Source organism: Streptosporangium sp. NPDC048047 (assembly GCF_040653115.1).
Classification (GTDB): Bacteria; Actinomycetota; Actinomycetes; order Streptosporangiales; family Streptosporangiaceae; genus Streptosporangium.
Genome location: NZ_JBEZNH010000001.1, coordinates 71,653 through 83,648, shown reverse-complemented (window position 1 = coordinate 83,648; position 11,996 = coordinate 71,653). Strand labels below are relative to the sequence as shown.

Here is an 11,996-nt window from a genome sequence, read left to right as displayed (position 1 = left end):
GCGAGCCTACTGGTCAGCGTGCCAACCAGCCCCCGTCCACCGCCAGCAGATGGCCGTTGACGTAGTCGGACGCGGAGGAGGCGAGGAAGACCGCGGCGCCCACGAGGTCCTCCGGCGTGCCCCAGCGGCCCGCCGGGATGCGCCCGGCGATCTCGGCCTCCCGCACCGGGTCCTCACGCAGCCGCCGGGTGTTCTCCGTCGCGATGTAGCCGGGGGCGATCGCGTTGACCTGCACACCGGAGGCGGCCCACTCGCAGGCCAGCGCCCGGGTCAGCCCGGCGACGGCGTGCTTGGACGCCGTGTAGCCGGGGACGTTGACGCCGCCCTGGAACGACAGCATCGAGGCGATCATGATGATCTTCCCCGAGCGCCGGGCCAGCATCCCCGCGCCGACCGCCCGGCTGAGCAGGAAGACCGCGTCGAGGTTGACGTCGAGCACGTCACGGAAGTCGGCGTAGGAGTGCCGGTCCGCCGGAGCCCGGCGGATGATCCCGGCGTTGTTGACCAGCACGTCGACCGGACCGAGCCGTTCGGCCGCCGCCGGGATCCGCCCGGGGTCGGACAGGTCGAGGACCCAGCGCGTCGCCCGGCGGCCGGTTTCGCGGACCTCGGCCTCGACCTCGTCCAGGTCGTCGTCGCGCCCGTGCAGCACCAGGTCGGCGCCGGCGGCGGCCAGGCCCACCGCGACCGCCCGGCCGATCCCGGTCCGGGCGCCGGTGACGAGCGCGGTCCTGCCCTCCAGCGAGAACATCAGCGCATCTCGCCGATCGCGACCTGCTCCACGTCCTCGTACGCCTGGTTCTCCCCGCCCATCGCCCAGACGAAGGAGTAGCTGTGCGTGCCGAAGCCGCAGTGCACCGACCAGGGCGGAGAGATCACCGCCTGGCGGTCGGCGACCACGAGGTTGCGGGTCTCGTCGGGGCGTCCCATCAGGTGGATCACCCGCTGGTCGGCGGGCAGGTCGAAGTAGAGGTAGACCTCGGTCCTGCGCTCGTGGGTGTGGCAGGGCATGGTGTTCCACATGCTGCCGGGCGCGAGCACGGTCACGCCCAGCACGAGCTGGCAGCTCTGGATGCCCTTGGCATGGATGTACTTGTGGATGGTGCGCTCGTTGGAGCCCTCGGGGGCGCCCAGCCGTACGGGCTCGGCGTCCTCCAGAGTGGCCTTCGCCGTGGGGAAAGCGGCGTGCGCGGGGGTGGAGACGAGATAGAACGGACCTCCCTCGAACGTCACCTCCCGCGTTCCCATCCCGGCGTACAGGCACTCCTTCGCGGCCAGCCCGTACGGCGTGCCGTCCACCGTCACCGTGCCCGCCTCGCCCACGTTGACCACGCCCAGTTCACGGCGCTCCAGGAAGTATCCGGCCCGCAGCCCGTCGGGGCAGGGCAGCTCCAGCGGCCCGTCACCAGGCATCGCGCCGCCGACGACGAGGCGGTCGTGATGGGAGTGGACCAGGCGGACCTCTCCGGGCACGAAGAGCTGCTCGGCCAGGAAACGGCGGCGCAGCCACTCGGTGGTCGCGCCGGGGATCTGGTCGGGCGCCGTGGCGTGCCGTACCTCCATCGACCCTCCATGTTCTCTGGTTCCTCAGATCTGTTCTATTACATGGAATTAAAGCCTGTTACATAGAACATGTCGAGCGTACGGCGCAGCCCCTGGCGGGCTTGCCCCTGACGCGCGGGTCAGGGGTTAACGTCGCGACGCCGCACACCCCCCGGCCTTCCGCATTCCCCCACTCCACAGAGGAACATCGCATGCCCACTCCGCCGCGCGTCTCCCGCGAAGTCCGGCTGGCCGCCCTGCCCGACGGCCTGCCGGGCCCGGAGCACTTCGAGATCGCCGAGACCCCACTGCCGACGCCCGGGGACGGCCAGGCCCTGGTCAGGAACCGCTTCTTCCACGTGTTCGCCGCGCTGCGCACCCTCATCGGCGGGGGCGTGGACGGTGCGCCGTTCCCGCCGCTGCGCCCCGGCGACACCCTGTTCGGGGCGGCCGTCGGCGAGGTCGTCTCGGCCCCCGAGGGCAGCGGGCTGCGCCCCGGCGACCTGGTCTCGCACTGGCTCGGGTGGCGCGAGTACGCGGCCGTTGACGTCACAGGCTGCACCCCGCTGGACGGTTCCCTGCCCGATCCGGCCGCCCACCTGGCGCATGGCCGGCTGGCCTACACCGCGCTGACCAGGGACGCCGAGATCCGGCCCGGCGACACGGTCTTCGTCTCGGGCGGCGGCGGGGCGGTCGGCTCGATGGCCGGGCAGATCGCCCGGCTGCTCGGCGCGGGCCGGGTGATCGGCAGCACCGGCTCGCCGGAGAAGGCCGCGCGGCTGGTCTCCGAGCTCGGTTACGACGCGGCCGTGGTCCGCGGCGCGGGCCCGATCGGCGAGCAGCTCGCGCGGGTCGCGCCCGACGGCGTCGACGTGCTGCTGGACAACGTCGGCGGCGAGCAGCTGCGGGCCGCGGTGGCGGCGGCCCGGCCCGGGGCGCGGTTCGTCCTGGTCGGCGCGCTGTCCGGCCAGCTGTCGCCGCACGGTTCCGGCACCGAGGCGCCGGTCGAGCTGGACTCCTACCGGCTCATCCTCAGGCAGGTCACGATCCGCGGCTTCGGCGGCACGGACGGCCCGGACGACCCCGACGGACTCCCGCGGTGGAACGAGCGCTTCGGCGACTGGCTGCGCTCCGGGGATCTCACCTTCCCGCACGTGCGGGTCCGCGGCATCGAGAACGCCCCGCGGGCGCTGCACGAGGTGTTCCACGGCCGGCACCTCGGCACCGTTATCGTGGAACTCTAGGCCCCGCCGGGCGGGGCCGCGGAACACGAGGACCCGGGTACCGGAGGGCTGATGAGGATCGGCGACGCGGCGGCCGCGGCGGGGACCACCCCGCGCGCGCTGCGCTTCTACGAGCAGCGGGGGCTGCTGCCCCCGCCGCCGCGCACGGCGTCCGGGCAGCGGGAGTACGGCCCCCGCGAGGTGGCCCGGATACGGATCGTCCGCGAGCTGCTGTCCCTCGGGCTGACCGTCGAGGACGTGCGGAGCCGCGCCGATCGCCTGCACCTGCTGGAGGGCGACAGCCCGCCGTACGACGCCCCCGGGTGCGCCGAGGGCAGGGGGGTCGTCGGGCGACGGCTCGCGGCGCTCGACGAGGAGATCGCCCGCCTGACCCGGCTGCGCGAGCGGCTCGCCACCCGGACCGGCGTTCAGGACACCGTGGCCCCGTAGCCCCTTCGGGGGCATGCCCTCGTACCGCGTGCCCTCACAGCCTCACGGCCCGGCGAAAAGGGGTTCCCGCCGTACGGCGGGAACCCCTCCGGAACGCGGGAACGGGCCCGTCAGACCTCGATGATCACGGGGACGATCATCGGGCGGCGGCGGTAGGTGTCGCTCACCCACCGGCCGACGGTCCTGCGGACCACCCGGCGGATCTGCTGGGCGTCGGCCACTCCGTCGGCCGCGTTGCTCTCCAGCGCCCGCTCGATGTGGGGCAGGATCTCGTCGAACGCGTCCGGGTCGATGCCGGATCCCCGGGCGTGGATCTCCGGGCCGCCGGCCAGCTTGCCGGTGGCGGAGTCGACGACGATGATGATGGAGACGAAGCCCTCCTCGCCCAGGATCCGCCGGTCCTTCAGCGCGAAGTCGGTGACGTCGCCCACCGAGGTGCCGTCCACGTAGACGTACCCGGCGGAGACCGCACCGGCGAGCCGGGCGCGGCCGTCGACGAGGTCCACCACGACGCCGTCCTCGGCGATCACGATGTGGTCGCGCGGCACCCCGGTCAGCGCGGCCAGCTCGGCGTGCGCCCGCATGTGCCGCCACTCGCCGTGCACCGGCATGAAGTTGGACGGCCGGGTCACGTTGAGCAGGTACAGCAGCTCACCGGCGGCGGCGTGCCCGGAGACGTGCACCTTCGCGTTGCCCTTGTGCACAACGCGGGCGCCCCACCGGGTCAGGCCGTTGATCACCTTGTTGACGGCGGTCTCGTTGCCCGGCACCAGTGAGGACGCCATCAGCACGGTGTCGCCATCGGCGATCCGGATCGGGTGGTCGCGGTTGGCCATGCGCGACAGCGCGGCCATCGGCTCGCCCTGGGAGCCGGTGCAGATCAGCACCAGGTCCTCCGGAGGGAGGGCCTCGACGTCCCTGGAGTCGATGATCAGCTCCGGCGGCACCTTCAGATAGCCCAGGTCGCGGGCGATGCCCATGTTGCGGATCATCGAGCGGCCGACCAGCGCGACCTTGCGGCCGTGGTTGGCCGCGGCGTCCATCACCTGCTGGACCCGGTGCACGTGGGAGGCGAAGCTCGCCACGATCACCCGCTTCTGCGCGGTGCGGATCACCTCGTCGATGACCGGCGCGATCTCCCGCTCACTCGTGACGAACCCCGGCACCTCGGCGTTGGTCGAGTCGGACATCAGCAGGTCCACGCCCTCGGCCCCGAGCCTGGCGAAACCTCCCAGGTCGGTCAGGCGGCCGTCCATCGGCAGCTGGTCCATCCGGAAGTCGCCGGTGTGCAGCACCAGCCCGGCCGGCGTCCTGATCGCGACGGCGAGCGCGTCCGGGATCGAGTGGTTGACCGCGAAGAACTCGGTCTCGAACGGTCCGAACCGGTGCCGCTCGCCCTCGACGACCTCGACCTTGGACGGCTGGATGCGGTGCTCGGTGAGCTTGGCCTCCACCAGCGCCAGCGTCAGCCTCGACCCCACGATCGGGATGTCACGCCGCTCGCGCAGCAGGTACGGCACCGCGCCGATGTGGTCCTCGTGGCCATGGGTCAGCACCAGCGCCTCGACGTCGTCCATCCGGTCGCGGATGTACTCGAAGTCGGGAAGGATCAGGTCGATGCCGGGCTGCTCGGGCTCGGGGAACAGCACCCCGCAGTCGACGATCAGCAGGCGCCCGTCGTACTCGAAGACCGCCATGTTGCGGCCGATCTCCCCGAGGCCGCCCAGCGCGACGATGCGCAGCCCGCCCTCGGCGAGCGGCGGCGGTGTCCCGAGATCCGGGTGCGGATGGCTCATCCGGTCACCCCTTCCCCGCGCGCCGCGGACCTCGACCGGGCGCCGTGCTCCCGGCGCTCCTCGCGTTCCCTGCGTTCTCTGAGGCTCAAACTTCCATTCCTCCCCACTGCGGCCACCTGCGGCCGCCACGTTTCCTTCTCATGCGATCCCGTCGGGCAGCTTCACGCCGCCCGCGATCAAGTCTTCTCGGAGCCGCGCGAGCTGCGGCTCCGAGGCCTCCGCCAGAGGCGGCCGCACCGCTCCGGCCGGGCGGCCCAGCAGGGCCAGCGCCGCCTTCGCCATGATCGCCCCACCGGCCTGCGTCATGATCCCGGAGACGACCGGGAGCAGCCTGCGGTGTACGGCGAGCGCGCCCGAGACGTCGCCCGCGCGGTACCGCTCCATCATGGCGGCGATGTCCGCGCCCACCACGTGCCCCACCACGCTGACGCAGCCCGCGGCGCCGACCGACAGCCACGGCAGGTTGAGCGCGTCGTCACCCGAGTAGAACACCAGGTCCGTCCCGGCCATCACCTGCGAGGCGGCGAACAGGTCGGCCTTGGCGTCCTTGACCGCGACGATCCGCTCGTGGGCGGCCAGCCGCAGGAGGGTCTCGGTCGCGATCGGCACGCCGGCGCGTCCCGGGATGTCGTACAGCATGACCGGCAGGCCGGTGGCGTCGGCGACGGCGGTGAAGTGGCGGTAGAGCCCCTCCTGCGGCGGCTTGCTGTAGTACGGGGTGACCACCAGCAGGCCGTGCGCCCCCGCCCGCTCGGCGGCCCTGGCCAGCTCGACGCTGTGACGGGTGTCGTTGCTGCCCGCTCCGGCGACGACCACGGCGCGGTCGCCGACCGTCTCGACGACGGCGCGCAGGAGACGCTCCTTCTCCTCGTCGGAGGTCGTGGGCGACTCACCCGTGGTGCCGCTCACGACGAGACCGTCGTTGCGCTGCTCGTCCACCAGATAGGCGGCCAGGCGCCGGACCCCTTCGTAGTCGACCGAGCCGTCCTCGGCGAACGGCGTGACCATCGCGGTCAGCATGCGCCCGAAGGGCGCGTCGGAGGTTGTCGTCGGCGCTGTCATAGACCGAACGGTACCCGGACTCCCTTAAAACGGTTGACCCCGCCACCCCGTCCGCGCTACTCGCGAGGACGGGCCGGTGAGGACGGATCTGCCCACGGTGCCCCGCCGCAGGCGACGGGCACGGGCGCGGCGACCGCCGGAGCGGGCCGTTCCCGTTCCCGGGCCGTCTTCCCCCTCGGCTCCCGGGGCACACCCCACACTACTCGACGCCTCTCCGGGGCGGCGGTCAGGAGAGGCCATACCCACCCGGTTTCTCAACTCTTGCTGCCAAAAATAAGCAAAAAATGCCATACGGGGCCGACGACCGGGCGCCGATGCTCACCGAGCAAGCGAGAGACCGCCGATATGTGCTCGGGGGTACACACATCGACGGTCTCTTCCGTTGAATCGGGGCCGCTTACCCGGGCGTTACACGGTCTCTGAGATATTTTCTGGCGCTTTCGGCGTGGGCAAAGTTGGAGCTCCAAACAGCGGCGATCACCCTCCGTGTCGTCGCGGATACGACAGGATGAGGCGACGCCCGCCGACCCCTGGGATGGACATCGTGGCAACCTCCGATCCTGTCTACCTGCGCGTCGTCGCCGACATCCGCCGTCAGATCGTCGACGGCTCCCTGCTCCCCGGCGCGCCCGTCCCCTCCCGCGCCCAGCTCACCCGCAAGTACGGCGTGGGCGAGACCGCCGCCCGGCACGCGCTGCGCGTGCTCGCGGCCGAGGGCCTGATCGTCGGCCGCGTCGGCTCCGGCCACTACGTGCGGGCACAACCGGTGCTGCTGCCCCTGCACCGCTGGCGCCTCCACGACCATCACGTCCCCTTCGCCGCCGACGCCGGCCCCGACGACGTGCGCGTCACCTGCGACCGCCGGTCCGAGCCGGCCACGGCCACCCCCGACATCGCCCAGCGGCTGCGCCTGGGCGGCTACGCCCCGGTGACCCGCACCCACTACGTCTTCCGCGGCGACGGCAGGCCGATCCAGCTCTCCACCTCCTACGAGCCCGCCGGGCTCGGCGAACCCGTTCCGGGTCCCGGCCTCGGCTCCGGTCCCGGCTCCGGTCCCGTTCCCGGCCTCGGTCCCGGCTTCGGGCCCGGTCCTGACGAGCATCACCGCGGACCGGCCGCCCGCCTCGCCGCCCTCGGCATCAAGGTCACCGAGATAGTGGAGCAGGTCCGCACGCGCGTTCCCCAGCCCGCCGAGAGCGACACGCTCGCCCTGTCCGCGGGCGTCCACGTCCTGCACGTGGAGCGCACCCACTGGGCCGGCGACCGCCCGGTCGAGACCAGCGACATCGTCATCCCGGGCGACCGCTTCCGCCTGATCTACACCCACCCGGTCCAGTCCTAGGTTCGCTCCGCGGGCCGTACGGGCGTACGGGCCGTCGTGTGATCCCGTACGCCGAAACCGGGCTCCCGACGCGGTGGGGCCGCGGGATCCCGCGGCTTCCGTGATCCTCACCGCGACCGCGCCGGAATGTCGGCGGCCCCTGGTACAACCGACCTGGTTTCCCGAGCCGGAGGTGCCTCGCGTGCGCGTCAAGGACATGCCCCCCAGCGACCAGCCCCGCGAGCGGCTCCTGTCGAACGGCGCGACCGCGCTGGCCGACCGGGAGCTGCTCGCCCTGCTGATCGGCTCGGGGAGCCGGGGCACCAACGCGGTGGAGCTCGCCTCCCATCTGATCGCGCACTGCGGCGACCTGCGCGGCCTGGCCCGCTCCGACGCCCACCGCCTGATGTCCGTCCCCGGCATCGGCCCCGCCAAGGCCGCCCGGGTGATCGCCGCCTTCCACCTGGTGCGCCAGGCGCAGTCGGAGCCGGAACGGCGGCGGATCACCTGCTCGGGAGACCTCGCCTCGGTCGCCGCCCCGCTGCTGCGCGGCCTCGGCCGTGAGCGCGTGGTCGTCGTGGTCTGTGACGCCGGGGGCGCGGTGACCCGCCGGGCGGTCGTCAGCGAGGGCGGTGGAGACCACGTCCCGGTGTCCGTCCGCGAGATCGTCAGCACGGTCCTGACCTCGGGCGGCGTCTCCTTCGGCCTCGCCCACAACCACCCCGGCGGCTCCCTCGACGCCAGCCCTGACGACCTGGAGCTCACCGCGCGCCTGCACGAGGCGGCCGAGACCGTCGGCCTCCGCTTTCTGGACCACGTGATCGTCACCGACGCCGCCTGGCGCCGTGTCGGCCTCGACGGCGCGTTCTGACGGTCTCTCCGATGCGGTTCGGGGCGAGGGCGCCGTGCCACCCGGACGGCACGGCGCCCCGCCCCGGCCCCGTCCGCGGACCCCTCCCCCGCCGTGGCCGGCCGGACGCCTCCTCACAACGTTGTGAGACACGTCCGGCCGATCCTCGCCACGGCGGGAACCCGCGGAACAGAACCGGCCCCGGCGAGCCGATGGAGCGTGGGAAGCGGCTCGCCGGACGACCGGGGCCCGGCGGGCGGCATGGGGTCGCCCGCCGGGGATCCTTGTGGCCCCGCATCGGCCCTCCACCGATGCGGGACCGCCTCCCGCCTCAGGCGTCATAGCCCCCCATGAGACGGGTGGTTGGTATGCCCGGCGGCGGGGGACCCCTTCCACACCCCGCCGCCGGGCACGCTTTTCTGCCGTCACCGCGCGACTTTCTGCCGTCACCGCGCGGCGCCGGTCAGCAGGCGGCGCCAGAGCTCCTGCGTCCGGCTCGCGATCTCCCACGGTGACTCGTGGACGACCGTCACGCCGTTCCGCCGCTCCGTCCGCCGTACGAACATCAGCCCTCCCGCCTGACACAGCTCGTAGAACGTGGCCTGGCAGTCGCAGGTGTGCTCCTTCACCCGCACCCGCGAGGTCCTCGGCCTCTCCGGCCGCCAGCCGACCAGCTGATGAGCCGACTGCAACAACCCTGGATGAGAGCTGTGATGCCGCTCCCCCGGAGGACCGACCCTCACACGAGCATTGCTCCGCCCCCTGACCATGCCGTGATCATACGTCTAGTTGTCTTCTTACGTCAACGCACGTCGATTCCCGCCTATTCAGGTGTGCCGTTATGGCAGGGCTCGTGCTTGTTCGTCTACCTTCTGACTGTGCTCGATCATGATGGAGACACCCATCTCTACCTCCAGATCGCAGAGATCATCCGAAGCCGGATCACCGAGGAGAGAATGCCCGCTGGGCAACCGGTCGCCAGCGAGGCCGATATCAGGAAAGAGTTCGGCGTCGCAAGGACGACCGCCAGGCGAGCGGTCCAAATGCTGCGCGAGGAAGGACTCGTCTACACCGTCCAAGGCGAAGGCACTTTCGTAGGGCCGCCCAGCGAGGGGACCCGGCAGCCGAGGAAGACGCCGATGTACCGGCAGATCGCGGAAGACGTGATCGAACGCATCCGCAGCGGTGCCATCCGGCCACGTCGCCCCATCCCCAGTGAGACGACCCTGACCCAGGAGTACGACGTGGCGCGGGAGACCGCACGCCGTGCCGTCGCCCTCCTCCGCGAACAGGGGTGGATCTACACCGTGCCGCAGCGCGGAAGCTTCGTCTCCCCGCAGGAGAAGTGGCCCGCCGAATGATCCGGCCGTCCCGGTGCCGTCCGCTCCCTCATATCGGGGCGCCGACCCTAACCTCCGCCGATCACCGCATTCGGTATGTACGGACGTCCTTCCCCGTCTAAAGTTCGGTCGTGCTCGATCGAGACGGCCCCATACCGCTCTACAGGCAGATCGCCGAGGTGATCCGCGAGCGGATCCTGGGCGGGGAGATCATCCCCGGCGAAGCCGTGCCCAGCGAGGCCGAACTGGAAAGCGAGTACGGCATCGCCCGTACGACCGCGCGGCGTGTCGCGCAGGAACTACGCGAGCAGGGGCTCGTCCACACGGTCCAGGGGGAAGGCACCTTCGCCGGCGAGCCCGACGTGCCGCGCGCGCCCCGCAGGACGCCCCGTTACCAGCGGATAGCCGAAGAGGTCGCCGACCGCATCCGGCGGGGCGACTTCCCGCCGAACCGCGCCATCCCCAGCGAGAAGGCGCTCATGGCGCAGTACGGGGTCGCCAAGGCCACCGTCCGGAACGCCGTGGCGCACCTCCGCGAGCAGGGATGGGTCTTCACCGTCTCCCATCGCGGCACGTATGTCTCCCCCGAGGAGAAGTGGCCCGGCGCGGCGGCCGGGCGCTGACCCCGGAGACTCCGGAGTTCCGCTCTCTGTGGGCTATCCCGGCGACTTGGCGGCGATGACGTCGAACGGGTTGATCGCCGGGGCCTTCTCGAAGAGGTCCGGGGCCTGCTCCGACAGTGCCCGGATCAGCTCACCCGACATGTGGGCGGTGCGGGCCTCCTCGTCGGGGAACGCGCCGAAGATCGCGTACAGGGTGGAGCCCAGGCGCATGGCGAACCAGTCCGTGGTCCCCGGCTCCTTCTCGACGAGCTGGAGTGCCTCGGTCAGGAAGCTCTCCGCCGCCTCCTCCTTGCCCGGCTTGACTTCCAGTAGGGTGAGCAATCCCAGGGTGACCATGTCGCCTCCCGCGGGTCTCTCCGATGAAGGACCTTCTCACCCTCAGCGTTCCCAGGCCGGGACCAGCGCTACCGGATTCACCCGCGAGATCACGCGCCGGTGCGTGAGCGCAGGGCCGCGAGGGCGCGGTCGGCGTGGGCGCGCATGTTCGTCTCGCTGTGCACGACCTCCAGCACGCGGCGGTCCGTGTCGATGACGAAGGTCATCCGGCGGGTCAGGAACGGCCCGGCCGCGAAGGCGCGGCGGGCGCCCAGCGCGCGGGCGACGACGCCGTCGGGGTCGGACAGCAGGGGGAAGCCAAGCCCGTAGGTGTCGGTGAACCTCTTCTGCCGGGCGACGCCGTCGCGGCTGATCCCGACCGGATGGGCCCCCAGCGCGGCGAAGTCACCGGCCAGGTCGCGGAAGTGGCAGCTCTCGGCCGTGCAGCCGGAGGTCATGGCCGCCGGGTAGAAGAACAGCACCACCGGCCCCTTCTCCAGCAGGTCGCTGAGCCGCCGCGCCGTACCGGTCTCGTCGGGGAGTTCGAAGTCCTCGACCACGTCTCCGACCGCGGGCCCACCGCTCATGCCATGTCCTTCCCTCGCGCCGGCATCCCCTCCCGTCCCGGGTGGGGCGGCGGCCGGTGTTCCGGCCCCCCATTGTGGAGGGGGCGACGGCTCGTGGAACAGGGCCCCCGCGGCCCGCCGTACGGATCTCCCCACCGTACGGCCGCCGCGGCCGCCCCGGCGGGGCGGCGTGCTAGCGTCGCCGCCCATGACGGAGAACGTGTACGTGGGCAATGCCGGCGTGGACGCCCCCGGTGACCGCGGCTGGCTGCTCGGGCACTTCAAGCCGGTCGGCGACGTACGGCACAGCGAGGACGTGGAGATCAAGTGGGGCGTGCACCCGCGCGGTGACGAGCGGGCGGAATGGGTGCGGGGCGAGAAGCGCACCGCGCTGCTGGTGCTGATCAGCGGCCGGTTCCGGGTGGAGCTGCCGGGACGCAGCGTGGTGCTGGCCGAGCGAGGCGACTACGTGGTGTGGGGGCAGGGCGTGGACCACTCCTGGTACGCCGAGGAGGAGTCGGTGGTGCTGACCGTACGCTGGCCGTCCGTCGCCGGCTACGCCGTCGCCTGAGTCCTTCGTGGCGTCATGCACGCGCGGCGGACCCGCCCGCGGCTCCCGTACCCGTTTCCGCTCCTTGACCGGCCTGTCCGGCCTATCCTGACCGCATGCCGTACGTCGAGGAACGCGTCTCCGCGGTGGAGACCGACATCAAAGAGATCAGATCCGACATCACCGAGATCAGGGGTGACATCACAGCGATCAGATCCGACATCGTCTCCATCAAAGACGAGCAGAAGCAGATGCGAAGCGACATCACGTCCATCAAAGACGAGCAGAAGCAGATGCGAAGCGACATCACGTCCATCAAAGACGAGCAGAAGGAGATGCGAAGCGACATCACGTCCAT

General features: G+C 71.7%; 15 protein-coding genes. 8 read left to right on the top strand and 7 right to left on the bottom strand.

What is annotated here, in order from left to right:
* Positions 1–13 precede the first annotated feature (13 nt).
* Positions 14–751 carry an SDR family oxidoreductase gene (locus AB0D67_RS00405; protein WP_362928211.1) on the bottom strand — a complete coding sequence of 246 codons (738 nt, stop codon included), beginning with the start codon at positions 749–751 and terminating at the stop codon, positions 14–16.
* Positions 751–1,563 (bottom strand): 5-dehydro-4-deoxy-D-glucuronate isomerase, encoded by an 813-nt coding sequence (gene kduI, locus AB0D67_RS00400; protein WP_362928209.1) that lies wholly within the window; start codon positions 1,561–1,563, stop codon positions 751–753. The genes AB0D67_RS00405 and kduI overlap by 1 nt, the downstream gene beginning before the upstream one ends.
* Positions 1,564–1,754: 191 nt before the next feature.
* Between kduI and AB0D67_RS00395 the strand changes: the two genes are divergently transcribed.
* Positions 1,755–2,786: an NADP-dependent oxidoreductase gene (locus AB0D67_RS00395; protein WP_362928207.1), complete on the top strand. Its 1,032-nt coding sequence runs from the start codon at positions 1,755–1,757 to the stop codon at positions 2,784–2,786.
* Between the two features lie 51 nt (positions 2,787–2,837).
* Positions 2,838–3,215 carry a MerR family transcriptional regulator gene (locus AB0D67_RS00390; protein ID WP_362928205.1) on the top strand — a complete coding sequence of 126 codons (378 nt, stop codon included), beginning with the start codon at positions 2,838–2,840 and terminating at the stop codon, positions 3,213–3,215.
* A gap of 110 nt (positions 3,216–3,325) precedes the next feature.
* Here the strand turns inward: AB0D67_RS00390 and AB0D67_RS00385 are convergent, their stop codons facing one another.
* The gene (locus AB0D67_RS00385; RefSeq protein WP_362928203.1) at positions 3,326–5,011 is read right to left on the bottom strand and encodes a ribonuclease J; all 1,686 of its coding nucleotides are present in this window, start codon (positions 5,009–5,011) and stop codon (positions 3,326–3,328) included.
* A 138-nt stretch (positions 5,012–5,149) separates the two neighbouring features.
* Positions 5,150–6,073 carry a 4-hydroxy-tetrahydrodipicolinate synthase gene (gene dapA, locus AB0D67_RS00380; RefSeq protein WP_362928201.1) on the bottom strand — a complete coding sequence of 308 codons (924 nt, stop codon included), beginning with the start codon at positions 6,071–6,073 and terminating at the stop codon, positions 5,150–5,152.
* 544 nt (positions 6,074–6,617) lie between these two features.
* Between dapA and AB0D67_RS00375 the strand changes: the two genes are divergently transcribed.
* Positions 6,618–7,415 carry a GntR family transcriptional regulator gene (locus AB0D67_RS00375; RefSeq protein WP_362928199.1) on the top strand — a complete coding sequence of 266 codons (798 nt, stop codon included), beginning with the start codon at positions 6,618–6,620 and terminating at the stop codon, positions 7,413–7,415.
* A 181-nt stretch (positions 7,416–7,596) separates the two neighbouring features.
* Complete coding sequence (locus tag AB0D67_RS00370; RefSeq protein WP_362928197.1) at positions 7,597–8,265, top strand: UPF0758 domain-containing protein; 669 nt, start codon at positions 7,597–7,599, stop codon at positions 8,263–8,265.
* 425 nt (positions 8,266–8,690) lie between these two features.
* Here the strand turns inward: AB0D67_RS00370 and AB0D67_RS00365 are convergent, their stop codons facing one another.
* Positions 8,691–8,936, bottom strand: a complete 246-nt coding sequence (locus AB0D67_RS00365; RefSeq protein ID WP_362928195.1) for a hypothetical protein — start codon at positions 8,934–8,936, stop codon at positions 8,691–8,693.
* Between the two features lie 186 nt (positions 8,937–9,122).
* On the opposite strand from AB0D67_RS00365, the gene AB0D67_RS00360 reads away from it, so the two are divergent.
* On the top strand, positions 9,123–9,605 hold the full coding sequence (locus AB0D67_RS00360) for a GntR family transcriptional regulator (protein WP_362928193.1): 483 nt from the start codon (positions 9,123–9,125) through the stop codon (positions 9,603–9,605).
* 110 nt (positions 9,606–9,715) lie between these two features.
* Positions 9,716–10,207, top strand: a complete 492-nt coding sequence (locus AB0D67_RS00355; protein WP_362928191.1) for a GntR family transcriptional regulator — start codon at positions 9,716–9,718, stop codon at positions 10,205–10,207.
* A gap of 33 nt (positions 10,208–10,240) precedes the next feature.
* Here the strand turns inward: AB0D67_RS00355 and AB0D67_RS00350 are convergent, their stop codons facing one another.
* Together AB0D67_RS00350 and AB0D67_RS00345 are read right to left on the bottom strand one after the other, a co-directional pair.
* A complete protein-coding gene (locus AB0D67_RS00350) occupies positions 10,241–10,543 on the bottom strand; it encodes an antibiotic biosynthesis monooxygenase (protein WP_362928189.1) in 303 nt (100 codons plus the stop codon).
* An 89-nt stretch (positions 10,544–10,632) separates the two neighbouring features.
* The gene (locus AB0D67_RS00345) at positions 10,633–11,109 is read right to left on the bottom strand and encodes a peroxiredoxin (protein WP_362928187.1); all 477 of its coding nucleotides are present in this window, start codon (positions 11,107–11,109) and stop codon (positions 10,633–10,635) included.
* 187 nt (positions 11,110–11,296) lie between these two features.
* Between AB0D67_RS00345 and AB0D67_RS00340 the strand changes: the two genes are divergently transcribed.
* Together AB0D67_RS00340 and AB0D67_RS00335 are read left to right on the top strand one after the other, a co-directional pair.
* Positions 11,297–11,659, top strand: coding sequence for a signal peptidase I (locus tag AB0D67_RS00340; protein WP_362928185.1), 363 nt, complete (start codon positions 11,297–11,299; stop codon positions 11,657–11,659).
* Between the two features lie 95 nt (positions 11,660–11,754).
* On the top strand, positions 11,755–11,996 hold a 242-nt coding region (locus AB0D67_RS00335), incomplete at its 3' end, for a hypothetical protein (protein WP_362928183.1).

Coding starts and splice junctions, on each gene's coding strand:
- AB0D67_RS00405 (WP_362928211.1), bottom strand. CDS start 751: ATGTTCTCGCTGGAGGGCAGGACCGCGCTCGTCACCGGCGCCCGGACC.
- kduI (WP_362928209.1), bottom strand. CDS start 1,563: ATGGAGGTACGGCACGCCACGGCGCCCGACCAGATCCCCGGCGCGACC.
- AB0D67_RS00395 (WP_362928207.1), top strand. CDS start 1,755: ATGCCCACTCCGCCGCGCGTCTCCCGCGAAGTCCGGCTGGCCGCCCTG.
- AB0D67_RS00390 (WP_362928205.1), top strand. CDS start 2,838: ATGAGGATCGGCGACGCGGCGGCCGCGGCGGGGACCACCCCGCGCGCG.
- AB0D67_RS00385 (WP_362928203.1), bottom strand. CDS start 5,011: ATGAGCCATCCGCACCCGGATCTCGGGACACCGCCGCCGCTCGCCGAG.
- dapA (WP_362928201.1), bottom strand. CDS start 6,073: ATGACAGCGCCGACGACAACCTCCGACGCGCCCTTCGGGCGCATGCTG.
- AB0D67_RS00350 (WP_362928189.1), bottom strand. CDS start 10,543: ATGGTCACCCTGGGATTGCTCACCCTACTGGAAGTCAAGCCGGGCAAG.
- AB0D67_RS00345 (WP_362928187.1), bottom strand. CDS start 11,109: ATGAGCGGTGGGCCCGCGGTCGGAGACGTGGTCGAGGACTTCGAACTC.
- AB0D67_RS00340 (WP_362928185.1), top strand. CDS start 11,297: ATGACGGAGAACGTGTACGTGGGCAATGCCGGCGTGGACGCCCCCGGT.